Raw genomic sequence first — 22,719 nt, 5'->3', positions numbered from 1 at the left:
AAACTTTATATTAACTGATTATCAAATTTTTGAAACTAACATTTTGAAATTCGCCTTGGTTATGACTGATCATAAAAATCGTCGAATCTTTATCTTGATTAATTTTCAAAATTTCTTCCATCATCGAGTGTCGTAAAGATGCATCAACAGCTGATAGTGGTTCGTCAAGCAAAATAATTTCGGCATTTTGAGCCAACGCTCTCGCTAAGGCAACTCTTTGCTGTTGTCCGCCAGAAAGCTTTGAAGGAAAAACATTTTCCAGAATTTTCAGATTAAATTTTTCTAAATAATAATCGATTATTTCTAGGTTTTTGTCTTTTTGTGCAAAAGCGATATTTTGCTTTACCGTCATATTCGGAAACAACGCGTAATTCTGGAACATTATCGAAATATTTCGCTTTTGAGGAGACAGAAAAATTCGGTTTTCGGTATCTAACAAAATGGAATTATTGACTTTAATAATGCCAAAATTCGGAGTAATAATTCCTGCTAAAATCTTGAAAAAAGTGGTTTTTCCAATTCCGGAATCGCCCGAAATGTGAATAAAACTTCCCTTTTCAATCACTTCACTTACCTCCAGAAATTTGCTTCCGGAAGAAGTGAAAATCTGATGTTTTATATTCAATTCAATCATCGGAAAGTGGTAAAATTAATTTTTCGATTGATACCATAAATCAACAATAAAATCAAAAACGAAACGATGAAAAGTATGAATGCATAACGGTTTGCAACTTCAAAATTCAGCGCCTGAACCTGGTCGTAAATCGCGACAGAAGCGATTCTTGTTTCTTTAGGAATATTTCCGCCGACCATAATGACAATACCAAATTCACCGATGCAATGGGCAAAAGTGAGCGCAATTCCTGTAATAACAGACGTTTTGACATTAGGAATAAGAACTTTAAATAGAGTTGTAATTTTAGATTTTCCCATAGTGTAAGAAATTTGGCGCAAATCATCATTCAATGCAGAAAAGCCGTTCTGCAAAGGCTGAATCATAAACGGAAGATTCGCGATAATGCTCGCAACCACAATTCCGTTAAAGGAAAATGCGAGGCGAACATCAAAAAATTCCTGCAAAACATTTCCGAATGCATTTTCGGGGCTGAAGGCGACCAACAAGTAATATCCCATCACTGTTGGTGGCAAAACCATTGGCATACAGATTAAAGTTTCGGCGATAAATTTCAATTTAAACTTTGAATAAGTAAGCCAATATGCAATCGGAACACCGATGAATATCAGAATCGTTGTTGTTATCAACGCTAATTTTCCGGTGAGTAATAAAGTGTAAATAAAATCCTGATCAAGCATTTACTTTGAAATTTTTGTTTGATAACCGTACTTTTCCCAAGTTTGGCTGGCTTTTTTACTTTTAATAAAATCAAAAAAATCTTTTGCTTCGGTTTGATTTTTACTTTTCAAAACAATTCCGCTTTGGGCGATTGGTAAACATTCGCTTGCTGATAATTCGTAGAAATTTCCTCGTGTCATCATTCCTTTGTTCTTTGCATTGGAAAGTGCGATGAATGCGATATCTGCGTTTCCTGTTGAAGCAAATTGTGCGGACTGATTGATATTTTCTGCCCAAACAATTTTGTTTTCAATTTGAGAATAAATTCCCATTTTTTTCAAAGCTTCGACCGTATTTTTTCCATAAGGTGCAAGATCTGGATTGGCGATGGCGATTTTTTTTATTTCAGGATTTAAAATCAGTTTCAAACCTTTGGAAACATTGGCTTTTGAACTCCATAAAGCCACTTTTCCAAAGGTGTAAATTTCAGAATTTCCAGAAGTTTTATTTTTACTTTTTAACTTATCTGGAAAAGAAGAATCGGCTGACAGAAACAAATCGAAAGGTGCTCCATTTAAAATCTGCTGAACCAGCAAACCCGACGAACCAAAAGTAATTTCGACTTTTTTATCAGGATTTTCTTTCATATAAATCTGTTTCAATTCTTCCAAAACATCCCGAAGATTAGCTGCTGCTGCAACTGAAATTGTAAAGTTTTGTGTCGCCTTTTTTGTAAAATCAGATTCAGTTTTTTTACAATTTAACATTAAAATTGTTGCTAAAAATAAGCAAAAAGAAAGTCTTAAATAAATCCAATTTTTCATAAAATAAACGAAAAGAAAGATTTAAAATAAGACTTTCTTATCCTTTTCAAAGATAAGGCTATCCATTGAAAATTCAAAAATATTTTGTGGGGATTTGTAAGATCAAACCAATTTTTTCAAAGTTTTGCATTTTTCTTTATCACCAGATTTCACGACTGAAATATCAATATATTTTACCGTTCCCTGACTTGCTTCTTCAAATTGTTTAGCTTTTTTATCTGCGTAACCATAAGTGTAACCAACTGCTATTACAACTTTATGGCCGTTACAGTCACCCATCGCCAAATAAAGATAGTCGCCCAATCGTGATTGAATATGAATGCTCATGTTTTTAATTTAAATTCAATAATTTATTTCCAGAATTCATCTTGATAAAAATCATTTTCTTTTTGATGTATTTGCTCAAGTTGAGCTCCAATATTATTCAGTTTCACATCAGATAAATGTTCTTCTAAATGAGGAAAATACATCCGCTCTTCGAAACGAATATGATTGCTTAAAGCATTCGCAAAATCTCCTAAAATACGGATATCGTTAGTTTGATTAATAGTATTGATCAACTTACGGATCTCGATGTGTTCTTTTTCCATCTGAATCTGAAGAATATTGTTTTCAGTTTCGGGAAGTACGAGATCTTCGATTTCAAAATGACGACTCAGATTTTCCTGCCAATAGTAATTGATGTATTTTTTTATTCTGTCATAAGAAACATTCTTTTTGATCCCTTGACGAATTTTCCAGCTACAAAGCAATCCGAAATGATGATCTCGGGAAAGCGGGACTAAGTTTTCGTTTCTTTTCATATTTTAAAATTTAAAAGAACCACCACTACAAAAGTGGCAGTTCTCAGGATTAAATAATTGATTATCTTTTATCTTTTAAAGACCAGCCGGTTTTCAGTCCGATAATGAAAATTACTAACAGCATTTCTCCTATTGCCAATAAAATATCACCCGGAACACGTAGCCATCTCAATGTATGCATCATATCGGTTTGCATAAATTCGGCGGAACGTGCATACCAATACCCTTCTTTAATTGAGGCTACAGATTGCATAATTCCTATCGGCAGCAAACTGATGGTTACCATCACCAATAATCCGATATTAGTTAACCAAAAAGCCCAACCGATCAGTTTATCATTCCATTCTCTGTCCGGATACAATCCTCTCAACATAAACATCATCAAACCAATTCCCAGGATTCCATACACTCCAAATAGTGCAGCATGGCCGTGAACTGCAGTGGTATTAAGCCCTTGAATATAGTACAATGCTATCGGTGGATTAATGGCAAATCCGAAAATACCTGCTCCTAAGAAATTCCAGAAACACATTGCAATGAAACAGTAAATTGGCCACTTATACGCTTTGATCCATTTGGTAGATTTACTAATTTGGTAATTTTGATACGCTTCAAATCCTATTAAAACCAACGGAACAATTTCGAGTGCACTAAATGTTGCTCCCAAAGCCAGAACTGCTGTTGGTGTTGCACTGAAATATAAATGGTGGAACGTCCCCAAAATACCTCCGGCAAGGAAAATAATTGTAGAAAATAATACTGCGTGAGTTGCTGCTTTTAATCTTAGTAATCCTAATCTCGTAAATAAAAACGCAGCTACAACGGTTGCAAATACTTCAAAGAATCCTTCTACCCAAAGATGAACCACCCACCATCTCCAATATTCTGCAATTGCCATGTGGGTTTGTCTTCCATACATCAATCCTGCACCATAAAATAATGCGATTGCCACTGCGGAAAGTGTAAAGAGTAATAATAAATGTCTGTCGCCATCTTTCTTTTTCAATGCTGGTAAAAGAGCTCTTACCATTAAAATTAACCAAAGAATTAATCCCACTAACAATAAGATCTGCCAAATTCTTCCCAATTCTACATACTCATAACCAGAATGTCCCCAAAGGAAATTATCTACATAGCCCAACTTTTGCATCACGCCTAACCATTGTCCGGCTAATGAGCCAAAAACTACGATCAATAGGGCTCCAAACAAAATATTGACACCCAAAACCTGATATTTTGGCTCGTATCCTGAAACTGCAGGAGCGATGTATAATCCTGTCGCTAACCAAGAAGTTGCAATCCAGAAAATAGCTAATTGCACATGCCAGCTTCTCGAAATTGACTGCGGTAAAAACTCATCGAGCGGAAAACCATAGAACCCACTTCCTTCAACTCCGTAATGCGCTGTGATGACACCTGCAAACATTTGCACTAAAATCAATAAAGCAACAACCCAAATGTATTTTAAAGTTGCACGCATCGAGGCTGTAGGTTTCATACTTCTCAAAGGATCTTCCAATGGAAGCATTTCACTGATCTCTTCTTCTTTATTTTTAGCGTGATAGAAAACCAACAACCCAACGCAACCTAATAACATTAATACACTGAATCCAGACCACAAATGCAGCGATGGTGGAGGAATATTTCCTATCAGTTCATCATGAGGCCAATTGTTGGTGTATGTAATTCCTGTGTCTCCGGGACGATCTGTGATACAAACCCAGGCTGCCCAAGAGAAAAAAGCATTCATTTTTGCCATCCTCTCCTCAGTTTTCACTGTATTTTTAGGAATGGCATAATGGTCACGAAGCTGATTCATCTCCGCATCATTCATAAATATCTTAGCATAATATTCTGCTAATTCTGCCTGTACTTTAGCTCTTTCAGGAGAAATTACAATCGTCTGAGTTGCCTCATCTAAAGTGTTTTTTCGGATTTCTCTTTTCAGAAGTACCTTATATCTTGCCTGCTCATCATCGGGAAGATCTTTATAAGTTTTCCCGTCTTTTTTTGCCAATTCATCTAATAAAAGCAGAGATTCGCGATGAAGGTAATCTGCGCTCCAATCGGGTGCAATATAGGCTCCGTGCCCCCAAATACTCCCAACAGTCTGTCCACCGATCGACTGCCAAACATTTTGACCATCTTTTATATCTTGCCCTGTTGCCATAACTGTTCCATCAGCTGTAACAACTTTATCGGGAACCGGAGGGATTTTCCTGTAAATATCTACACCGTAGTAAATCAAAACGGCAAATGATCCGATAATAACGGCAGCAAGCCAGGTCCATAACTTTTTAGTTGTCATAATCTTCTCAATTTAGTGTTCTACTGAAAATTCTTTTTCTAATTGAATCGCTTTTGGAAAGAGAATATTATTTTCTAAATGAATATGTTTATGAAGATCATTTTCAAAATCCTGAAGCATTGCAAATGTTACTTTATAGGTATTACAAGCATCTGCAGGAGGTGTATATTCATCTGTAAGTTCTGCAATTTTTCTTAATCGCTCTCCTTCAACAGTATGCTCGTGCTTCATCATATTTACAGGGTTTTCTACCGATCCAAATGGAGGTTGCGGAATTGCCATTCCTTCTATTTGCGCTCTAACCATATTTTTAATAAATGGGAAAAGCATTAACTCTTCTTTTTTCATGTGTGAAGCCAAATCCTGTGCAGATGCAAAAAACAGATCCCTGATCTCGAATAACTCAGGATGCAGGGCACCATGAACTTTACATAACTTATCCAAAAATTGTTGCAAAACAGGTGTTTTTTCTTCCACATAGCGGTGATGCGTTTTTTCTACGTAATCTGCTAAAAGATCTAATGGCCAACTGTTGAAATCAATAGAATTACCATCAGTCTTCGGAAGATTTTCTATGTCTGAATAAATTTGATCACTATCTAAATTTCTCGGACCACACGCTTCTTCTATCGTTCTACCTCCTTTACAACAAAAATCGATGCCATATTTTTTGAATATCGCAGCAGTTCTAAAATCTTCTGCTACAATGTCTCCTATAAAGTCTGTCTGTGTATTCATAATTTAATACTTTTTTATCTTTTATTATTTTAAAATTTTTTTGTTTTGCACTATTGCTTTGTTTCAATTACAGATTTTTAAAATAAAAACTGTAACTCAATTATTTCAAAAGCCACTCTCTTTCATGGCATTACGATAATTAAAAATTCAGCAAGTAAAAAACATGGATTCGTAATGCCAGAGAGAAAAGTGAGATCAAAACAGGTTCAGCTGTTTTAACTTCCAAATATTATATAAATATTTATCTATTTTTTTAAAGAAAGAATATATTTTACCATCTTCTGAGCATTTTCTTTACTCATTCCTGAGTGAGGTGTCATTGGGATATCTCCCCAGTTTCCTTTTCCGCCATCAATGATTTTCTGCGCAAGCATATCAATATCAGCTTCTGTATATTTTGCTGCAACATCCTGATATGATGGACCAACCAATTTAGCGTCTACTTTATGACATGACAGACAATCCATTCCTTCTAACAACTCTTTTCCTTCGGCTTCGGGTGTTAATGTTTCAGATTTAGATGCCATTGCTGCAGAATCTATTGTCTTAGGCTCTTCAAGCATTACATTAGATTCTACCGCTGTTTCTGTTGGCTTTTTATCTGAGCATGAGATCATTGTGAGTGCTGATAAAACTGCACCTAATACTACCTTTTTCATTTTTCAATTTTTTTATAATTTATAACTCTAGTTGCTTTTTAATTTCTTTTGCAGTGCGTTGAATATTGTTATCAAGGCCTTCTTTCTGGTAAGCCAGTGTACCTTTTTTTGAATACACACTAATAATATTGGAGTGCGAAAATTCAATAGGAGAAATCTCTTTATACTTCACGGCCATAATATTGGCAATTTCCCTTGTATCGTTTTCGTTGCTGCGGATAAACATCCATTCTTTTTCATCAAGCTGATGGGTTTTTAGATAAGCCTTCATAACTTCAGGAGTATCTGTTTTAGGGTCAATAGAAATCAATAAATATTCGATATTATCAGGATCTACTTTTCCAACTTCTTTTGCTATTTTTTTCATTTCCGCAGTCAGCCTCGGACAAGCAGTTTTACATGAGGTAAAAATCATTGTCGTTACAATTACTTTCCCTTTAAGATCTATAAAGGAAATTTTACTTCCATCCTGTTTTTCCCATACTGACCCCACGTTGTAAATCGAGTCGGGACTTATAATCTCTTCTTTTTTGCTGCACGACAAAATTGAAAATGCAAACAAAAGATATAGTAACCGTTTCATTTTTTATTTATTTAAATTTTTTGCACATCTGAATCCTAAGTTATTAAGACAATAATCAGCTTTAAGGCTCCCTCTGAGTGCATATCTCACGAATCCGGCATAATTTCTAAGATCACTAGAAGTGATGGCAGCACCTGCACAGAAAAGAGATTCGTTTGTCGTATTATCCTTGCGGGATTCTCCGCTCATCATTACAGAATTAAAATCAAATGTCCATTCCCAAACCATTCCATACATATCATAAACACCATAATAATTAGGTAAATCTTGTTTGATAACTTGCTTATTTTTATCCTTTTTCTGATATGATTTTAAAATATAGTCCGTAAACTCAGGTTTCTTAGAAGCATTTTTTGAATTACGATCTGCCAATGCTGTAAATTCCCATTCGTCAATTGTAGGTAATCTTTTACCAACACTTCTTGCATACTCTTTAGCTGCGTACCAGGAAACATTTGTAACTGGTGCATCCGGACTTAGATTTTCGGGTATTTCGTAATCACTTTTCCAATGTTGAAGATATGAGCTGTCTGCATAAAGACGTTTTACTTTACTTTTGGTCCATTGAGGATTTGCTTTAAGAAATCTGAGATAGTCTGCATTGGTAACCGGGCTGTCGTCCAGATAAAAGGTTTCTACTTTTACAGTTCTTCCTGAATCTTTACCTATAAAAGCTTCATAGACACCTCCGTCAATTCTTACCATTTTTTTTGAGTTGGAGACATATTTTAAATGGCTATGAACATCCGGAGATTTTTCATGCATATTAGAATGTCTGGAACAAGAAAACAGGGTTACGGCAATTGCAAAAAACATACTCACCACAATTCTCATTATTTCTATATTTTAGATCCTCAATGTAACCTTAAGTAATTTTAGTTTTTTTTGTAAACCGCAGGATTTTCAGCTCCGGTGATTTTAATTTTACCTAAAGCACCTTTATTAAAGGCTCTGAAAATCGCATGATCCACAATCACATACTCGCCGGGAACTGTCGCTTTAAACTCTACGATTGAAGCTCCGCCCGGAGGAATTACCGTTGTTTGTACATTCTCATTAATTTTACTTCCACCTTCTATGTATACTTTATCGAAAATTTCACCAATAACATGGAATGATGATGTCATATTTGGTCCACCATTTCCAACATAGAATCTTACGGTTTCACTTACCTTGGCCTGAAGCTCATTTGCACCTAACAGGGCACCTGTATTACCATTGAATACAATATAATCAGGATGTTCGGCAATAGCTTTATCCATATCAAATTCCTGAAGACCTTTGTCTCCAAATTTACCTTTGGTGTAGAAATCACCCTGCATAATGTAGAATTCTTTGTCCACTTTTGGCAGTCCACCTTCCGGTTCAATTAAAATCAAACCATACATTCCGTTGGCAATATGCATTCCTACAGGTGCAGTTGCACAATGGTAAACGTATAACCCCGGATTGGTTGCTTTAAAAGTAAACACGGCTTCTTTTCCTGGCGCAACAAAAGTTGCTTCTGCTCCACCTCCGGGGCCGTTTACCGCATGTAAATCTATATTGTGAGGAAAGGTTGAATTTTCGTTATTTTTAAGATGAAGTTCAATGTCATCTCCCACTCTTGCTCTGATGAAACTTCCGGGAACTGTTCCGTTGAACGTCCAAAAATTATATTGCGTTCCATCTGCAAGTTCGCCCACTTTTTCAATGGTTTCAAGTCTGACGATAACTTTTTTTGCAGCACGGTTACCAATGGGTAAGGGAACATTAGGTGCTACTGCAAACTTGTGTTCTTCGGTAGTTCCGTCAGTTTTGATCTGTTCTGCATCTTGCTTGTTTTCAGATGAAGCAGATTCGTCTTGTTTGCAGGAATTCAAACTAATGAATGCAGACAAAACAGCTGTTACTAAGAGTGATTTTCTCATTTTGTATAGATTTACAAAGATTCTCATGTTTTAAAATAATTAAATTTAAATAACATATAAATACCTTAAAGTATTTTATTATTTGATAGTTTTTATATTCAAAATTATTATCTTTTTAATTATTTAAGTGGTTTATTTTTTTAGAAAAGTCAATTTCAAATCTAGATTTTTAACAAACATTTCGATTTTAGAATTTTCCAGCATATCTTTTATTTTCTGGCGAATATGCTTAAAATCATTATGAATAGGACAAGGATGATCTTCCGAACATTCTTTAAGACCGAGACCACAACCCGAAAAGAGTTTATCTCCATCTATTTCTCTCACGATATCAGCTACAGACTGTTCAAGATCTTTTCCTTCCATGTAAAAACCTCCGTTGGGTCCTTTTGCTGATTGTACAAAGCCCTTTCTGCTGAGATCCTGTAATATTTTAGCAATAAAATATTCCGGAGAATCTATCCCTGATGAAATATCTTTAATCCCCACCCTACTTCCGTCCTTAGACTTCTGTGCGATAAATATCAAAGCTCGAATGGCGTATTCACAGGTTTTAGAAAACATTTGCTATTTTTATAATACAAAGATAAAAATCTATTTTGAAATAAAAGACAATTTAGTATTTTATTTTAAATGATAATTATCATTCCCATTCCAAAAGTCTTCGCTCCCCTTCAATTTTTTTTGTCTCAGAAATATCCTGCGACATCTCAATTACGCCACGATAATTTTTTTCCGAATCACGGACTGCAAAATATCTAACATAAATTAGTTTATCTCGGTAATTAAACCAAAACGAAGCTTCATTTTGTTCACCTTTTCTGAAAGCTTCTAAAATTTTCAGTACCGTATCAACACTTTTCGGAGGATGGCAAAAACGAACTTCCCTTCCTATAATACCAGCACTTCTGGGAAAAACACGCTCTTCTCCACGGTTATAGAAAATTACACGATCGTTTTCATCTACATACGTTAGATCTAATGGCAAAGTTCTGAACAACAGATTTACCTGCTCTACCGTCATATATCCTTCATCAAAATGTGATGCATTTTCATCAAAAACAACCTCTGTTCTCAAAGTGGTATCTTCGGAGGGATGAACATATTGTACTTCATCAGGATATTTTGCAGGTGATTCATTCAGCATCCAGCCTATTTCGTTTTCACCTTCACGCATTTTTATCCATTCCTCATCTGAGAGAATATCCATCGCATTGGGGAACAGTACTCTTTTTTCAACTTCCATCAGGTTTTTCAGATTCTGACCCGCATATTCTATATTTTGTTTAGCAGAATCTAAATCTTTATCGTCAATATTTTTTCTGATTATTCTGAAAATATCCCGAATCGTATCATGAAAAGACCACATATTTCTTGAAGGCCCTGTCCAGCCCTTTTGTTCTAAAAAGGGAAACAACTGATTTTCTTTTCGCTCAAACCTTCTTTCTACAGTTGCTAAATGATTGAAAAGGTTATAAAATTTCTGAAACTCTTCGTTCGGATTTGTATTAATTAACTCTTCCAACAGAGTGATGATTAACTCCTCTTCAACCAAATAGGTATGAACGGGATGACCTGCTTTAAATTGTTCTTTGACCATTTTTAAATTTTAAATAAAATATTAATATCTTTTTATCTTTTAATTTTAAAGAAAAACCTTTGACTTTCCTTTTTTACTATTTAGATAATGATAAATTTAAGGTTTGAATTCCAAATAAAAGACTTTTTAGTATTTTATTATTCTGATAAATATCAGTTTACTTTAATGTTTTCCTCCGTTCAAAATTTTATAGATATGTAAAATTCCAGGGAAGATGGCATCCATAGATTCTTCCGCACCTTTTGTAGAGCCGGGAAGTGCAATAATCAACGTATCGCCAATCATTCCGGCAAGACTTCTGGAAAGCATAGAATAAGGAGTTCGCAATTGCCCGTAGCTTCTGATTGCTTCGGCAATTCCGGGAATTTCTCTGTCTAAAAGCGGACGAACTGCTTCTGGTGTAACGTCTCTTTTTGAAAGTCCGGTTCCGCCTGTAATCATTATTAGGTCAATCCCATTTTCAATATCAGACTTTATTTTATTTTGAATTTCTAAAACTTCATCAGGAATAATTACATAATCATTTGTCTTTACATTATTCTTTTCTAAAGATGAAATAATTGCTTTCCCTGCTTTATCTTCTTTTTTTCCTGCAAAAATACTGTCGGAACAAACAATTACAGAAGCATCGATACCTTCTCCCGAATCTTTGATATCAGATTTTCCGCCCTTTTTCTCAATGAGTCTGATATTTCTGATTTCAATGTTTTTATCGATTGGCTTCAGCATATCGTACATTGTAAGCGCTACAACGGATGCCGAGTGCATTGCCTCTACTTCCACACCCGTTTTATAAATCGTGTGAATCTCTGAAGTAATATAAATATCAAGATCTCTAATTTCAAACTGTATGGAAGTATATTCTATCGGAAGCGGATGACAATCAGGAATCATGTCACTTGTTTTTTTTGCTGCAAATAATCCTGCTGTTTTTGACATTTCAAAAACATTGCCTTTAGGAACTTTGTTGTTAACTATTGCATCAATTGTATCTTGTGAACTAACGCTCAGTACAGCTTCGGCTAAAGCTTTTCTGAGAGTACTATTTTTGTGAGTAATATTAACCATTTTATTTTTAATTATTTATTTTCTTTCCAAGTGTGAGTATTATCTTCCCATATTTCTTTCCCCCATAAAGGAACTTCTTTCTTGATCCTATCAACCATTTCATCGCAGGCACGAATGGCTTCCTTGCGATGTGGGGCTGAAGTGAAGACGAAAAGACATATTTCGCCAACTTTGATTTTGCCCAGAGAATGGTAAATATGTGCGCAAGTCAATTCATATTTTGTAATGATATCTTCGCGAATTTCTCCAGCTTTTTCTAAGGCCATTTCATGATATGTGGTGAAATCAATTGCTTCTACTTTTTTATCGTCAATTAAATCTTCACGGATCTGACCGAGAAAAATACTATGTCCTCCAATAGCAGTTTTTACTGTATGCTTAGTGATGCTTTCCGCAACAAAAGCAGGATTTATAGGGCCTTCGATAAAAATATTTTTTAATTTTTTCATTGTTGAATTGATTTTATCCCTGATTTAAGATGCTTTATTTCTTTATCAGGAAAGTGACTTTTTAACAGTTTTAATGCTTTTTGGCTTCGAGCTCCTGAAGCACAGACAAAACAGATGGATGTGTAACAATTTAGTTTGTTCAGATTTTGTTCCAGTGAACTTAACGGAATTTCTAAAGTCTTTGCTAATGCAATTTTAGGTTGTTCATCGCTTTCCCTTACATCTATCAAAATACTGTTGTTTTGATTTAAAAACGATATCAATTCCTGATGTGATTTTATGCTATTATCAAAACTGTTACAAAATTCATTATAATTAAAGTTCAGAAATTCTTGAATCGTTTTCGGTCCTGATTTTTCCGTACTTTCCTTAAAATTGATTTTCATTGACTCATAATTCTTCGTGTTGAAAACCAATAATTGGTGAATCAGAGTTTCGGGAGAGTCAATCAATAATTTGATAACTTCATTTGCCTGAAAAGTACCGATAACCGCCGAATGCGCAGGCAAAACTCCGGCTTCATTACAGTTCGGAACTTCATTTTGATTGGGTGGAACCGGGAAAAGATCCCGATAATTGGTGATTTGATTTTCCTTTTCCACATTAAAAACCGAAACCTGACCTTCATTCTGAAAAATAGAGGCATAGACCAAAGGTTTTTTCATCAGATAGCAAGCGTCATTCAACAAATATCTTGTTGCAAAATTGTCTGTGCAATCTACCACTACATCAAAATTATGGATCATCGACAAAACATTTTTACCCGTTATCATTTCCTGAAATGCAATAATCTCAATTTCAGAATTAATTTTACTTAGATGTTCTACCGCGGTAATAACTTTGGGTAATCCTACATCTTGCTCTCTGTACAAAGACTGGCGATGAAGGTTTTCTAATTCTATTGTATCAAAATCTACTATACCTACTACCCCAACGCCCGTAGACACCAATATCTGGAGAACCGGGCATCCCAATCCACCTGCGCCGACCACCAATACAGATGAATGGGCGATTTTTTCCTGTGCAGAAACTCCGAAATCCGGTAATATAATCTGCCTGTTGTATCGATTTAAATTCATTATGTTTAAATTTTAACCACCTGAATATGGAGGCAATAAAGCTATTTCAGATACATTAGAGATTGCTTGAGTATTTTCTGCTTTAGTTCCGTTAACAGCGACCAAATAAGTCGTTTCTTTTAGTTTGGGGAATTCTTTTTCAAGCATCAATTTCAGTTCAGCAATGGATTTTATGTTTTCTAAAGAAAAATTATATTCATCCGTTGTAAAGATATCCGTGAGTTTTCCAAATATTTTAAGTTTCATTAATTTAAATTTTAAAAATGATATCGCAATGCAGTTATAAAAGATCTTCCTTCTTTAGGATAGCCATAAGACAAATAATAATCTCTGTCCAATAAATTTCTGACACCAAAATCAAAGTTGACTCCTTTCACAATGTTTACCGATAATTTAGCATTAACCAACGTAAATTCGGGTGCCTGATCTCCTGTACTTGTTGTGTATCTTTTTCCATAAAATTCCATATTTACATTAAGTGTAGAGCGTAATTTTGGTACTTCCAATTTAGTATAAGCCATTAATTTATGATTCGGAACGTCGGTAAATTTTTCGTTACTACCTTCCGTTTTATCTTTCATATCGATATAGCTGTAGTTAGCTCCTAAAGTCATATTTTTAATCGGCATATATCCGAACGCCAGTTCATAACCCTGGAAAACGGCTTTGCCGATATTCACATTTTGACTGACGGGGTTTCCGTTGTCTAAAGCGCCGACTGTTCTGGCAAAAATGGCATTTTTCACATTATTGATGAAACCTGAAACTTCATAGTTGAATTTGTTTCCCAACTTTGCAGAATAGGTGATATCATAAGCCCAGGTGTATTCTGATTTCAAATCCGGATTGGGAACCTGACTTCCGAATCGGCTTGAATATCTTTCTTTCTGAGAGGCAAATCTTGATCTTTTGGAAGCTGAAAGTGTGATTAAATGATTCTTTACAGGTTCCACAATAATTCCTCCTTTGTAATCGAAAGCGTGATCTGAACCTTTTGGAAAATCATACAGTACATTTTTTTCTCCTGTTTCAAAGTGAGTTCCGTATTCCTGAGCCTTGATATTATTTCTTGAATTGTAAGAAGCTCCCACTACGGCTTTTATCAATGAATTAATTGTCACGACATCCTCCACACCAACATAAAAAGTATTATCCCTATAATTTTGCTCAGGTTCACCTTCTTTAAATTTTTGTCCGGTAGAGGTATTGGCTAAAATTTCCTCGTTATGTTCTTTATGAGAATCAAACTTATTATTAACAGAAAGTGTAATAACATTATTTTTAATCGCTTCGGTCGTTAAATTTATAATTCCACCTAATGAATAATCGTCATAGACGCTTGAAAATGAAGAATTTTTGTTGAGCAAAGTATACTGATCGTCATCATATTGCTTCATTTTATTGTAATAGGTATCATAATATCCGGTAAAATTTAAAAAGGTTTTATTGGCAACCAAAGTTCTTGTTTTCAAATACATGCTTCTCTTATCGTACGTCGGGTAATTTCTCCAGTTGCTGTTTCCTGCTTTCAATGCATTGGGAGCGATGTCTTTATCTGCATTTTGGGAAATGATGCTGAATGAATATTCGTCCGTTTTGTTTGGCGTATAACCGAATTTTGCACTGAGCCTGACATCCATAGATTCGGAATTCACTCTTTCTAATGAAGGCTGCAACGGTGTTCCGTCAAATTTTCTTGAAATCAGATAATTATCAACTTTCAATAAAGAAGCAGAACCCATGATATAATATTTATCTTGTCTTGTTCCGATGTTGAGTGCCGTAAAATAAGAATTCACTCCCGTTCCGTCTGCAAAACCAACGCCTGACTGCCCATCGATATCTAAAGCTTTTACAGGTTTTCTGGATACGATATTCACTGCTCCACCCATCGTATTGGGTCCATACTGTACTGAAACCAAACTTTTTTCTACAGAAATACTATGAATATCAAAAGTTGTAAATCTGCTTAAGTCAAAATTACCGTCATAAGGTGTATAAATAGGAATACCATCAAAAAAAACAGGTGTTCTGAGTGAATTGAACCCTCTTACTAAAATACTTCCTTCATTTCTTGCACCCATTTGTGTGATGCTAACTCCGGGCAAAAGATTGACCGCATCTACGACGTTCGTTTTATTAAAATCCTGAATTAATTGTACATCCACCTTGTGAATAGGACCTTCATTTTTATCTTTTCCAAAGATATTCACTTCCTGAATTTCATAATAATTCTTTAAGGAATCTACCTTTGGTTGTTCTTGTGCTAACATATTTACTGAAAGCAGAATTGCTCCTGCCACTACATAGTTCTTTTTCATTTTTATAAATTTTTATTGATTATAATTTCTGCAGCACGGAAGTTTTCCGGCGTATTTATATTTAAAAGTTGAGTTTCAAAACCATCATCATAATCAATATAATGAGCGTTTTGTTGCTGAAGGAAGCTGGTCATTCTGAGATTTTCATTTTTAATTGTTTCTTCTAGAGTACCGAGTACCGCCAGAGGATAAATACCCAAAACCGGATATATTTTTTCGCCATGACGCACCACATTAATTTTATTTTCAACCTTTTTTTGAAGAAAATCTTGAATTAAACCTGAAGAAACGAAGGGCATATCGCAACTGCAGACAAAAATATCTTCCCGGCAGAATTCTAAGGCGGAGTGAATACCCCCCATCGGACCTTTTTGTATTGTAATATCTGTAATAATACCCTTCGAATTTGGATAATCTGTATGATTTCCTGATATAAAAACCTCTTCAAAAACAGAAGATAAATTATCAATAACATGCTGTATTACATATTTTTCACCCAACACCATCGAGGCCTTGTCTTGTCCCATTCTGGAGCTTTTGCCTCCTGCTAAAATGACTGCTTTCATTTTGATTTTAGATTTCATCCTGAGAAAATTTGATAAAACATTCTTCTGCTGTTTTGAACTTTTCCACTATCAGTTTCCCATAATCTGTAAGTGAACTTTTCCCACCTGTTTTTCCGCCCACTTCCTTAATGACGATTTCTTTGGAAGAATTGGAATTAATATCTTTTACAATTCCCCACGCTTTTCGGTAAGGAATTTTTAAAACTTTTGCCGCTTCTGTGATAGAACCCAAATCATTGATTTGCTGTAAAAGCCGGGCTCTTCCAATTCCAATCTTTAATCCGGATTCGGTTTCAATCCATATTCTGCCTTTGATTTTCAGACTTTCCATATTGTAACTTTCTCTCCTATATTAATTTCAGTTGCATTTTCAGGAAACTCTACCAGACAATTGGTCTGTGCAACAGAATCCATTTTATAAGATTCTTGTGCGTTGAGAATTTGCACACGACCTTTAGAATAGAAGGCTTTCAAAAACTGCGTCTGGTCTTTGCTTTTTTTCTTTGCAAAAGATTCTGAAATGGCAAAATCTTGTTCTTCATTAAAATCTTTCCGCCCGAAACAACCTAGTAAAAAGGGTTTTACATATTGATGATAGCAGGAAAAAACAGAAGCCGGGTTACCGGGCAATGCAAAAACAATTTTCTTGTTTAACTTACCGAAATACAGAGGTTTTCCTGGCTTTTGCTTGATTTTATAGAATAATTCTGAAACGCCTGATTTTTCTAAAGCAGGTTTCACATAATCATAATCTCCTACAGAAATTCCCCCTGTAATTAGTAAAACATCCACCATTTCAAAACCATTTTTTATGGCAGAAAAAGTAGCTTCTTCCGTATCTTCGACATGATTGATGAATGACAACTGATGATTAATTTCAGCCAAAGCTGATTGAAGCGTGTACGTATTAGAATTGTAGATTTCCCCATCCAGAAGAGGTTTCCCTATTTCCACCAATTCATCTCCTGTATAGAGTAGTCCTATTTTTAATTTTCTGTAAACATCAATTCTGTCAATTCCAAATCCTGCTAAAAAACCTATAACCGCGTGATTGACAAATGTATTTTCATCTATTATTTTTGTTCCTACTTGAGTTTGAGAACCTTTCAAACGGATGTTTTCTCCTTTTAAAATTTCATTACAATTAAATTGAATTTGGTCTTCAATCCTTATCGTTTTTTCCTGCATAATTACGGTATCAACACCTTCAGGAATTTTTGCACCTGTGAAAATACGTACAGCCTCTCCCCGAGCAAGCTCAAAACTATTTTTTGATACTCCGGCAGGAATGATATGTTTAACTTTTAATTCTGAAAAATCTGCTAAATCTTCAAATCGAAATCCGTAACCATCCATCGCAGAGTTATCAAAAGAAGGAACATCTAAAGTTGCCAAAATAGGTTCTGAGGTATAAAAACCTTGAGCTTCTAATAGTGAAACTGTTATTTTCTCTGTACGATAAATTTGTGTTTCGATTATTGTTTTAGCATCGGAAACAGGGATGAAATATTTCATTTTGCAGATGTTTTTGAAAGTTTAAAAATTGAAGGTATAAAATTGTTTCTTATTAATCTCTCCTATTTCACTCGGTTTACTTCAATGTTTTTCAGCCACTTTACGTGTCGTGGGCCGGTTTTGGTATCGTTAAGACTTACCACAATCATTTCTCCTTTTTCTTTAAGAGGCTGACCGTTTTGTTCAAATAATACGTACACCTTTTCACCTGTCGGACTATTGAATAACTCTGCCCAGGAAAATGTCGCTTTGTAATCATCCGATGCTCTTGCAACAATGTAAAAATTTCGGTCTTTATGCTCCTGTTGTGCGATTTTTGCTTTCTCTAAAATATCTGTCAGAAGAACTCCTTTTGTTGTTTTAATGTCGTCTTTCGTAATCCCAGATTGACAAACGATTTTCATGTCATTCAGTTCTTTCACATTCATTTTTTTTAAAGAATCGACTGTTAATGTCAATTGATTTACAACATCTCCAGTCACTTTTACTTCTTTTGAAATGTATTTTAAGTCATCTTTTTCGTCGTGTTTGTGATTTTCTTTTTCAGAACTATTTTGTGAGGTTCGTGGTTGATTTTCGGTTACAACAGTTTCAGATTTTTTGCATTGCAGTGTTGTGATTGCAATCATCGCAACAGCGATTAGCTTTGTTAATTTTTTCATTGGTAATTGTTTAAAGATTTTATTTCTGAAAAGCATTATGCTTTTTGAAGTTTGTATTGGCTTATAGATTAATTATCCGGTAAGAACTTTATTTTTTAATCAGTTTTAGTGTAATTAAATTATCAATTCTAATAATGTATGCTCCGGTCGGTTGATTAGAAATATCAATTGAATAAGATTTTCCAGATATATTTTTAACTTTTTGTATAAGTTTTCCTGTTAATGAGTAAACTTCTAAGCTGCTGTTATTAAAAAGATGATTAATCGTAAAGTAACCGTTTGAAGGATTTGGAGCCACAGTTGAATCTTTTTTCAATCTTGTTTCTGACGTTGACAATGAACCATTTCTTTCTAATTTGATGAGTAGGACATCGTTATTTCCGTGGTGTGTTCCTGCGGAAATATTCGTCGACTTTGAACCTAAAGCAATTACAAAACCTCCATCTTCTGTTTCCGTTAAACTTCTCCCCCAGTCATAACCCATTCCTCCCAGTGATTTTTGCCATTCAATGGTTCCTGTTTCATTCAGCTTTGCAATCCAACAATCAAATCCACCATTATTTCCGCTTACATTTCCGTTATTTGAGTTAGAATAACCTGCAACGATGTATCCTCCATCTAAAGTAGGTTGTGAAAAACGCCCATAATCGGAATTTGTTCCACCCAAAGATTTTTGCCAGATCAAATCTCCTGTATTACTTACTTTAACAATCCAATAATCAAATTGTCCGTGATTACCCGTAACATCACCATTATTCGGTGTATTTGATCTTCCTGATGCGATATAACCACCATCTAATGTCTGATGTATTGCATAGGGCTGATCCATACCTGTACCCCCATAAGTTTTTTGCCATTCTATATTTCCAGCTGAATTAAGCTTGATAAACCAATAATCAAAATCACCATGATTAGAAGTCAAATCACCATTGTTTGAGGTAGTTGTAGCTGCTACGATATATCCTCCATCTGAAGTATTTTGAATATATTCTGCTCCTTCATATGCCGTTCCTCCGTAATTTTTCTGCCATTCTAAAGTTCCGTCTGAAGAAATTTTAAAAACCCATGCATCATAACTTCCTTTATTTTGAGTTAAATCTCCATTGTTAGAATTCGAGTCCCCTGCAACAATGTACCCTCCATCTCCAGTAGGTTCAATAAAATTGGCGGAATCGCTATTGGATCCTCCATACGTTTTTTGCCAGACCAAATCTCCATTTTGATTCAACTTTACAATCCAGGCATCTGTCCCTCCGTGATTTCCTGTGACATCTCCGTCATTTGAATTTGTTTCACCGGCAATAATGTATCCTCCATCAGCCGTTTGTCTGATTGAATGTGCTTCTTCGTCCTGACTTCCTCCGAGTGATCTTTGCCACTGTATAGCTCCTAAGGGATTGCTCTTTACAACCCAAAAATCTTTTTTCCCATTATTGGATGTTAAATCACCGTTATTAGAATCAGAATCTCCTATAAATATATACCCTCCATCCGAAGTCTGCCTAATACTGATTACGTCATCATCTTTCGTTCCGCCATAAAATTTTTGCGACTCAATTGCTGGTGTTTGGCCATAAGCCAGCCCCGCTATAGCCAGAGCGCATAGCATTAATTGTTTCATATAATAAAATTTTTTGTTAGTTTATAGTAAAACCTACCGTTATGTTTTTTTTATCCTATCGGTGGCCAAATAAAAATCAACCTCCTATTTTTATCATACTTCTATTGACAATTTCATTGTTCTGTATATTTTCCATTTTAGAAAACTGTCCACCCTTTTCCTTGTGTTTTTTGAGGATTCCGAATTGGATGAGTTGTTTTAGATCTTCATTATTTCTTAAAGATTTCAGCAAATCAAATTCATCAGCTCCGAAAAGACAGTTTTTCATTTTCCCGTCAGATGTGATACGAATTCGGTTACAACCTGCGCAAAATGAGTTGCTCATTGTAGAAATCAATCCGAAAACCCCTTTGCTTTCTGAGTTGATCCTATATTTTCTGGAAGTATCATTTTTATGGTCTTTTACTTTTTCATAAGTGAAGTGTTTGGAAACTAAACTCAGCATTTCCGAAATCGGAATCACTTTATTTTTCTCCCAGGAATTTCCGGTAAAAGGCATAAATTCTATAAACCTCAACTCTATCGGATAATGATGCGAAAGTGCGATGAATTCTGGAATTTCGTCTTCATTGAAACCTCGCATCATGACAACATTCAATTTTACATTAAATCCTCTTTTAATACTTTCTTTGATATTGTCCCAAACCGTTTGAAACAAATCTCTTTTCGTGATGTATTTGAATTTTTCGCGGTCGAGAGAATCGATACTGATGTTAAGATTTTTCACGCCACATTCTTCAAATAAATCAAAATATTTGTGAAGCAAAACGCCATTTGTGGTGATTCCAATCCTTGCATTTAAGGTAGACATCTGGCGAATAATTGTTTCAAGATCACTTCTTACCAAAGGTTCGCCACCCGTAATTCTGATTTTATTGATATTGAATTTTTGAACGAAAACTCTAGCAAGCTCATAAATTTCCTGACTATTCATCAACTCAATTGAAGGCGTACTTTTGAACGGCTCATCGGGCATACAATACAGGCAACGAAAATTACAGCTGTCAGTAATCGAAAGCCGGAGATAATCATGTTTTCTCCCGAAAGAATCGAGTAAATCAGTAGGATTTGTCATCGTTTTCTGTTTTTGAATTTTTGATTTGCCCTGTCGGAATATCGGGTACATATCTCAGAAAGAAAATTGTACACATAAAAATAACCACTGAGCCAATTGCCGAATACCAAGCAAAATCAATATGCTCTTTGTCTAACGCTTTATTGATAGTTCCAAACAAAAGCCACATCTGTAAACTGACCAGCAAAATGTAAATACTAATGATGGCAACCAACATTTCGTTGACGCGGAAGGTTACTTTTTTTATAGGTTTCTTTCGTACAGACATTTCTTTTCAGTTTTAATAATTTTATTTCAATTACGATGGGCTTTAGGCCAAACTTATTTTTTGTCTAAAACCAGTGTTTATTATAGTCTTCAAAAACGGGTAAAAGTCCGTTTACATCGATTTTTACTTGATTTCTCTGTAATTTTCAACAGTGAATTGTTGCAACCCGGCTTGAGCGGAAATCCTTTTTTTGCGTTGGGAAAAGCCTTGGCAAAAAGATTGGGAGCGGAAGACGGAATAGTTGCCCAAATAATTATCGTTCTAACCGTGACCGTGAGTTTCTTTAGTTTCTTTAGCGAAATCTGTCACGTAAATTTTATCTTCTTTTATCACAACCGTTAATTGTGGAAGCGGTCTTGGCGGCGGACCTTGAATCACAGAACCATCGTCTGGATTGAAAAAACCGTGGTGACAAGGACATTCTATTATTTTTTCTTGATGATTGTACAAAACAGAACACGATAAATGAGTACATTTCTGCTCAAAAACTTTCCATTTATCTTCTGCGAGACGAATGAGCATATAGGGAACCCTATGATTCTCATTGATGTAGAAAGTTCGCATTCCTCCGACTTCCAAATCAGTGGTTAATCCTACAAAATATTCACCAATAGTTTCTTCTTTTCTAAAATGATTAAACACCGGAACCGCCACGTTCGCCAATGCTAAAGTACCTGAAAAAAAGGTGATTAGTTTAATAAATTCTTTGCGAGACACATAGGCTGCTTCTCGTTTTTTTATAGGAAAATCAGCTTTCCAGGCGGGGATTTTTTTATTATCTTCTGACATTGTTGTAGGTTTAAAAAACTTTTAATTCTTCGCTGCCTTTTGGCATCATAATATTCACTTTGGTATTCACTATTTCTTTTCCAAAAATAAAACGGTTGACCGGAGTACTGTTTGGCCTTTTTTTCGCAACATTATCTCTTGTATCGAAAGTTAACGCGCCACTCGGACAAACGGTTGCACACATTGGTTTCAGTCCCACACTTGTTCTGTCGTAACACATATTGCATTTCATCATCAACATCGCACTTTCATCAGGAATTTGCGGAACTCCGAACGGGCATCCAATCACGCAATTCGCACAACCGATGCATTTTGAAGTATCTGCAGTGTGCACGATTCCGTACTCGTCTTTTGTAATTGCGTCTGCCGGACAAACATTGGCGCAAATAGGATCTTCGCAGTGCATACAGACCTGAACCGTGGTTTGAATTGTTTCTGCTCTGTCTACATAATGAATATGAATCATCGAGGTTTCTCCGTTAGTTTCACATTCTGCACACGCCATCTCACATGAGTGACAGCCGATACATCGTTGCATATCCACAAAAAACTCCATGTCATTAAATTTTTCAAATTGTTCCGCCATA

27 protein-coding genes are annotated in these 22,719 nt (G+C 35.3%); all 27 read right to left on the bottom strand.

The genetic code is table 11. The features are described 5' to 3' along the window. Positions 1–10: 10 nt before the first annotated feature. Positions 11–634 carry an ATP-binding cassette domain-containing protein gene (locus BT156_RS07750; RefSeq protein ID WP_072408828.1) on the bottom strand — a complete coding sequence of 208 codons (624 nt, stop codon included), beginning with the start codon at positions 632–634 and terminating at the stop codon, positions 11–13. Further along, entirely contained in the window at positions 631–1,314 is a 684-nt protein-coding gene (modB, locus tag BT156_RS07745) for a molybdate ABC transporter permease subunit (RefSeq protein ID WP_072408826.1), read from the bottom strand. Before modB ends, BT156_RS07750 begins: the two co-directional genes overlap by 4 nt. Beyond that, positions 1,315–2,061 carry a molybdate ABC transporter substrate-binding protein gene (gene modA, locus BT156_RS07740; protein ID WP_072408920.1) on the bottom strand — a complete coding sequence of 249 codons (747 nt, stop codon included), beginning with the start codon at positions 2,059–2,061 and terminating at the stop codon, positions 1,315–1,317. A gap of 159 nt (positions 2,062–2,220) precedes the next feature. Then, positions 2,221–2,445, bottom strand: coding sequence for a hypothetical protein (locus tag BT156_RS21865; protein ID WP_139255435.1), 225 nt, complete (start codon positions 2,443–2,445; stop codon positions 2,221–2,223). A 23-nt stretch (positions 2,446–2,468) separates the two neighbouring features. Further along, the gene (locus BT156_RS07735) at positions 2,469–2,921 is read right to left on the bottom strand and encodes a hemerythrin domain-containing protein (RefSeq protein WP_072408824.1); all 453 of its coding nucleotides are present in this window, start codon (positions 2,919–2,921) and stop codon (positions 2,469–2,471) included. Positions 2,922–2,982: 61 nt separating this feature from the next. Continuing rightward, positions 2,983–5,229, bottom strand: a complete 2,247-nt coding sequence (locus BT156_RS07730) for a nitric-oxide reductase large subunit (RefSeq protein ID WP_072408822.1) — start codon at positions 5,227–5,229, stop codon at positions 2,983–2,985. Between the two features lie 12 nt (positions 5,230–5,241). Then, positions 5,242–5,967 (bottom strand): iron-sulfur cluster repair di-iron protein, encoded by a 726-nt coding sequence (gene ric / locus BT156_RS07725; protein WP_072408821.1) that lies wholly within the window; start codon positions 5,965–5,967, stop codon positions 5,242–5,244. A gap of 245 nt (positions 5,968–6,212) precedes the next feature. Further along, complete coding sequence (locus BT156_RS07720; protein ID WP_072408819.1) at positions 6,213–6,626, bottom strand: c-type cytochrome; 414 nt, start codon at positions 6,624–6,626, stop codon at positions 6,213–6,215. Between the two features lie 19 nt (positions 6,627–6,645). Next, positions 6,646–7,209, bottom strand: a complete 564-nt coding sequence (locus BT156_RS07715; protein WP_072408818.1) for an SCO family protein — start codon at positions 7,207–7,209, stop codon at positions 6,646–6,648. Positions 7,210–7,212: 3 nt separating this feature from the next. Then, positions 7,213–8,043, bottom strand: coding sequence for a formylglycine-generating enzyme family protein (locus BT156_RS07710; RefSeq protein WP_072408816.1), 831 nt, complete (start codon positions 8,041–8,043; stop codon positions 7,213–7,215). A gap of 41 nt (positions 8,044–8,084) precedes the next feature. Further along, positions 8,085–9,119: a copper-containing nitrite reductase gene (nirK, locus tag BT156_RS07705; protein ID WP_072408814.1), complete on the bottom strand. Its 1,035-nt coding sequence runs from the start codon at positions 9,117–9,119 to the stop codon at positions 8,085–8,087. A gap of 132 nt (positions 9,120–9,251) precedes the next feature. Beyond that, positions 9,252–9,683, bottom strand: a complete 432-nt coding sequence (locus tag BT156_RS07700; protein ID WP_072408812.1) for an RrF2 family transcriptional regulator — start codon at positions 9,681–9,683, stop codon at positions 9,252–9,254. A 79-nt stretch (positions 9,684–9,762) separates the two neighbouring features. After that, on the bottom strand, positions 9,763–10,719 hold the full coding sequence (locus tag BT156_RS07695) for a DUF438 domain-containing protein (protein ID WP_072408811.1): 957 nt from the start codon (positions 10,717–10,719) through the stop codon (positions 9,763–9,765). 162 nt (positions 10,720–10,881) lie between these two features. Beyond that, complete coding sequence (gene moaCB, locus BT156_RS07690) at positions 10,882–11,787, bottom strand: bifunctional molybdenum cofactor biosynthesis protein MoaC/MoaB (protein ID WP_072408809.1); 906 nt, start codon at positions 11,785–11,787, stop codon at positions 10,882–10,884. Positions 11,788–11,798: 11 nt separating this feature from the next. Continuing rightward, entirely contained in the window at positions 11,799–12,236 is a 438-nt protein-coding gene (locus BT156_RS07685) for a molybdenum cofactor biosynthesis protein MoaE (protein WP_072408807.1), read from the bottom strand. Further along, positions 12,233–13,315, bottom strand: coding sequence for a ThiF family adenylyltransferase (locus BT156_RS07680; protein ID WP_072408805.1), 1,083 nt, complete (start codon positions 13,313–13,315; stop codon positions 12,233–12,235). The genes BT156_RS07685 and BT156_RS07680 overlap by 4 nt, the downstream gene beginning before the upstream one ends. A gap of 12 nt (positions 13,316–13,327) precedes the next feature. Then, complete coding sequence (locus BT156_RS07675; RefSeq protein ID WP_072408803.1) at positions 13,328–13,561, bottom strand: MoaD/ThiS family protein; 234 nt, start codon at positions 13,559–13,561, stop codon at positions 13,328–13,330. Positions 13,562–13,572: 11 nt separating this feature from the next. Continuing rightward, positions 13,573–15,636 carry a TonB-dependent receptor plug domain-containing protein gene (locus BT156_RS07670; protein ID WP_072408801.1) on the bottom strand — a complete coding sequence of 688 codons (2,064 nt, stop codon included), beginning with the start codon at positions 15,634–15,636 and terminating at the stop codon, positions 13,573–13,575. A 2-nt stretch (positions 15,637–15,638) separates the two neighbouring features. Further along, a complete protein-coding gene (gene mobA / locus BT156_RS07665) occupies positions 15,639–16,220 on the bottom strand; it encodes a molybdenum cofactor guanylyltransferase (protein WP_083582314.1) in 582 nt (193 codons plus the stop codon). Continuing rightward, the gene (locus BT156_RS07660; RefSeq protein ID WP_072408800.1) at positions 16,210–16,533 is read right to left on the bottom strand and encodes a winged helix-turn-helix domain-containing protein; all 324 of its coding nucleotides are present in this window, start codon (positions 16,531–16,533) and stop codon (positions 16,210–16,212) included. Before BT156_RS07660 ends, mobA begins: the two co-directional genes overlap by 11 nt. Next, positions 16,521–17,717: a molybdopterin molybdotransferase MoeA gene (locus BT156_RS07655; protein ID WP_072408798.1), complete on the bottom strand. Its 1,197-nt coding sequence runs from the start codon at positions 17,715–17,717 to the stop codon at positions 16,521–16,523. Before BT156_RS07655 ends, BT156_RS07660 begins: the two co-directional genes overlap by 13 nt. Before the next feature lie 62 nt (positions 17,718–17,779). Next, positions 17,780–18,379 (bottom strand): molybdopterin-dependent oxidoreductase, encoded by a 600-nt coding sequence (locus tag BT156_RS07650; protein WP_072408916.1) that lies wholly within the window; start codon positions 18,377–18,379, stop codon positions 17,780–17,782. An 88-nt stretch (positions 18,380–18,467) separates the two neighbouring features. Then, positions 18,468–20,000, bottom strand: coding sequence for a T9SS type A sorting domain-containing protein (locus BT156_RS07645; RefSeq protein WP_072408796.1), 1,533 nt, complete (start codon positions 19,998–20,000; stop codon positions 18,468–18,470). A 76-nt stretch (positions 20,001–20,076) separates the two neighbouring features. Next, on the bottom strand, positions 20,077–21,075 hold the full coding sequence (gene moaA, locus BT156_RS07640; RefSeq protein WP_072408794.1) for a GTP 3',8-cyclase MoaA: 999 nt from the start codon (positions 21,073–21,075) through the stop codon (positions 20,077–20,079). After that, the gene (locus BT156_RS07635; protein WP_072408792.1) at positions 21,059–21,343 is read right to left on the bottom strand and encodes a DUF6755 family protein; all 285 of its coding nucleotides are present in this window, start codon (positions 21,341–21,343) and stop codon (positions 21,059–21,061) included. Before BT156_RS07635 ends, moaA begins: the two co-directional genes overlap by 17 nt. 261 nt (positions 21,344–21,604) lie before the next feature. Beyond that, the gene (locus BT156_RS07630; RefSeq protein ID WP_072408790.1) at positions 21,605–22,132 is read right to left on the bottom strand and encodes a QcrA and Rieske domain-containing protein; all 528 of its coding nucleotides are present in this window, start codon (positions 22,130–22,132) and stop codon (positions 21,605–21,607) included. 10 nt (positions 22,133–22,142) lie between these two features. After that, positions 22,143–22,718, bottom strand: a complete 576-nt coding sequence (locus BT156_RS07625; protein ID WP_072408788.1) for a 4Fe-4S dicluster domain-containing protein — start codon at positions 22,716–22,718, stop codon at positions 22,143–22,145. Position 22,719 lies beyond the last annotated feature (1 nt).

The organism is Chryseobacterium limigenitum, assembly GCF_900114875.1.
GTDB lineage: Bacteria > Bacteroidota > Bacteroidia > Flavobacteriales > Weeksellaceae > Chryseobacterium > Chryseobacterium limigenitum.
The sequence above is the reverse complement of the archived record's forward strand: the minus strand, read 5'-3'. Positions and strand labels throughout refer to the sequence as shown.

Excerpts from the sequence above, each read along its gene's own strand:
- BT156_RS07750 (WP_072408828.1), bottom strand. The coding sequence starts at position 634 with ATGATTGAATTGAATATAAAACATCAGATTTTCACTTCTTCCGGAAGC.
- modB (WP_072408826.1), bottom strand. The coding sequence starts at position 1,314 with ATGCTTGATCAGGATTTTATTTACACTTTATTACTCACCGGAAAATTA.
- modA (WP_072408920.1), bottom strand. The coding sequence starts at position 2,061 with ATGTTAAATTGTAAAAAAACTGAATCTGATTTTACAAAAAAGGCGACA.
- BT156_RS21865 (WP_139255435.1), bottom strand. The coding sequence starts at position 2,445 with ATGAGCATTCATATTCAATCACGATTGGGCGACTATCTTTATTTGGCG.
- BT156_RS07735 (WP_072408824.1), bottom strand. The coding sequence starts at position 2,921 with ATGAAAAGAAACGAAAACTTAGTCCCGCTTTCCCGAGATCATCATTTC.
- BT156_RS07730 (WP_072408822.1), bottom strand. The coding sequence starts at position 5,229 with ATGACAACTAAAAAGTTATGGACCTGGCTTGCTGCCGTTATTATCGGA.
- ric (WP_072408821.1), bottom strand. The coding sequence starts at position 5,967 with ATGAATACACAGACAGACTTTATAGGAGACATTGTAGCAGAAGATTTT.
- BT156_RS07720 (WP_072408819.1), bottom strand. The coding sequence starts at position 6,626 with ATGAAAAAGGTAGTATTAGGTGCAGTTTTATCAGCACTCACAATGATC.
- BT156_RS07715 (WP_072408818.1), bottom strand. The coding sequence starts at position 7,209 with ATGAAACGGTTACTATATCTTTTGTTTGCATTTTCAATTTTGTCGTGC.
- BT156_RS07710 (WP_072408816.1), bottom strand. The coding sequence starts at position 8,043 with ATGAGAATTGTGGTGAGTATGTTTTTTGCAATTGCCGTAACCCTGTTT.
- nirK (WP_072408814.1), bottom strand. The coding sequence starts at position 9,119 with ATGAGAAAATCACTCTTAGTAACAGCTGTTTTGTCTGCATTCATTAGT.
- BT156_RS07700 (WP_072408812.1), bottom strand. The coding sequence starts at position 9,683 with ATGTTTTCTAAAACCTGTGAATACGCCATTCGAGCTTTGATATTTATC.
- BT156_RS07695 (WP_072408811.1), bottom strand. The coding sequence starts at position 10,719 with ATGGTCAAAGAACAATTTAAAGCAGGTCATCCCGTTCATACCTATTTG.
- moaCB (WP_072408809.1), bottom strand. The coding sequence starts at position 11,787 with ATGGTTAATATTACTCACAAAAATAGTACTCTCAGAAAAGCTTTAGCC.
- BT156_RS07685 (WP_072408807.1), bottom strand. The coding sequence starts at position 12,236 with ATGAAAAAATTAAAAAATATTTTTATCGAAGGCCCTATAAATCCTGCT.
- BT156_RS07680 (WP_072408805.1), bottom strand. The coding sequence starts at position 13,315 with ATGAATTTAAATCGATACAACAGGCAGATTATATTACCGGATTTCGGA.
- BT156_RS07675 (WP_072408803.1), bottom strand. The coding sequence starts at position 13,561 with ATGAAACTTAAAATATTTGGAAAACTCACGGATATCTTTACAACGGAT.
- BT156_RS07670 (WP_072408801.1), bottom strand. The coding sequence starts at position 15,636 with ATGAAAAAGAACTATGTAGTGGCAGGAGCAATTCTGCTTTCAGTAAAT.
- mobA (WP_083582314.1), bottom strand. The coding sequence starts at position 16,220 with ATGAAATCTAAAATCAAAATGAAAGCAGTCATTTTAGCAGGAGGCAAA.
- BT156_RS07660 (WP_072408800.1), bottom strand. The coding sequence starts at position 16,533 with ATGGAAAGTCTGAAAATCAAAGGCAGAATATGGATTGAAACCGAATCC.
- BT156_RS07655 (WP_072408798.1), bottom strand. The coding sequence starts at position 17,717 with ATGAAATATTTCATCCCTGTTTCCGATGCTAAAACAATAATCGAAACA.
- BT156_RS07650 (WP_072408916.1), bottom strand. The coding sequence starts at position 18,379 with ATGAAAAAATTAACAAAGCTAATCGCTGTTGCGATGATTGCAATCACA.
- BT156_RS07645 (WP_072408796.1), bottom strand. The coding sequence starts at position 20,000 with ATGAAACAATTAATGCTATGCGCTCTGGCTATAGCGGGGCTGGCTTAT.
- moaA (WP_072408794.1), bottom strand. The coding sequence starts at position 21,075 with ATGACAAATCCTACTGATTTACTCGATTCTTTCGGGAGAAAACATGAT.
- BT156_RS07635 (WP_072408792.1), bottom strand. The coding sequence starts at position 21,343 with ATGTCTGTACGAAAGAAACCTATAAAAAAAGTAACCTTCCGCGTCAAC.
- BT156_RS07630 (WP_072408790.1), bottom strand. The coding sequence starts at position 22,132 with ATGTCAGAAGATAATAAAAAAATCCCCGCCTGGAAAGCTGATTTTCCT.
- BT156_RS07625 (WP_072408788.1), bottom strand. The coding sequence starts at position 22,718 with ATGGCGGAACAATTTGAAAAATTTAATGACATGGAGTTTTTTGTGGAT.